A 971-nucleotide genomic window follows, 5' to 3' on the forward strand; every position below is an offset into this window, starting at 1 on the left:
CGGCGTCCAGCGCCTCCGCCCACGGCGTACTGGGGCGACCAGGCCGTAGGTCTCCATGTGCTCCGGATCGTTGGAGGCCCAGGCGCCGTTCGCGGCGACGCCCTGCGCCGAGGCCAGGGCGCCCTCGACCCCGGCGAGGGCCTCGGTGACGATGGCGTCCACGTCCACCTGGGCCAGGGCCTCGTCGGCGATCGCCCCGGCGTGTTCGGTCACCAGGGCGGTGAAGGCCTGGACGTCCGGGCTGTACTCGGTCCAGAGCGCGGCGATCCGCATGGACTTCTGTTCCTTGGTCAGGCCGTCGTCGTCCTCGATGGCCTCGGCGCGCTCGCCGAACGCCTCCATGCGGGCCTCGAACTTGGCGGCGGCGTCCTCGAGCGCGGCTTCGGAAGGGGTCTTCGGATCCGCGACGGCGCTGGAGAGCGGCAGGACGGCGAGGGCGGCGGCGAGGGACAGGGCCTTGAGCATGGGACGGCTCCTTGAAGGGTCCCGAGGAAAATCCGCCGAACGGCGTCCGTCCTCAAGTGAAATCGCGGTAAGGCGGCCCGAAACCGCCTTACCGCATCGCCTCTCTACTGGGCCGGCGCCGGGGCCGGGGGAGCGGCGGCGGCCTGCAGCACCTCGCCCCGGACCTGCGCGGTGGCGCCCTTGATCTGGGCCTCGATCATCGGGCCCATGGCGGCGGCCTGGGCCCGCTGTTCCTCGGGCATGGCTTCGAGCTGGCTGTCGATGAAGGCGATCAGTTCGGCGGCGAAGGCGTCGGCTTCCGGCTGATACTTGGCTTCGATGGCGTCGAGATCGGCGTCGGCCTTCGCCTGATCGCCGCTGGCGGCGGCGACGGCGGCCTGCATTTCGCGCCGCATCTCCTCGATGCGCTCTCCGAACGCCTCGGCCTTGGCCTCGAAGGCGGCTTCGGCGTCGGCGGAAGCGTCCGCGGCCGGAGGGGCGGGCGGGGCGGAGGCGGCCTGCTGGGC

2 protein-coding genes are annotated in these 971 nt (G+C 72.6%); both read right to left on the bottom strand.

Translation table 11 applies throughout. The features are described 5' to 3' along the window. A partial coding sequence (locus AC2W7C_RS18425) for a hypothetical protein (RefSeq protein ID WP_486002639.1) occupies positions 1-465 on the bottom strand: 465 nt, incomplete at its 3' end. A 104-nt stretch (positions 466-569) separates the two neighbouring features. Continuing rightward, positions 570-971 (bottom strand): translation initiation factor IF-2 (locus AC2W7C_RS18430; protein WP_486002640.1); only part of this gene is annotated, 402 nt, incomplete at its 5' end.

Source organism: Brevundimonas sp. CURTG3B2_SDJG (genome assembly GCF_057364705.1).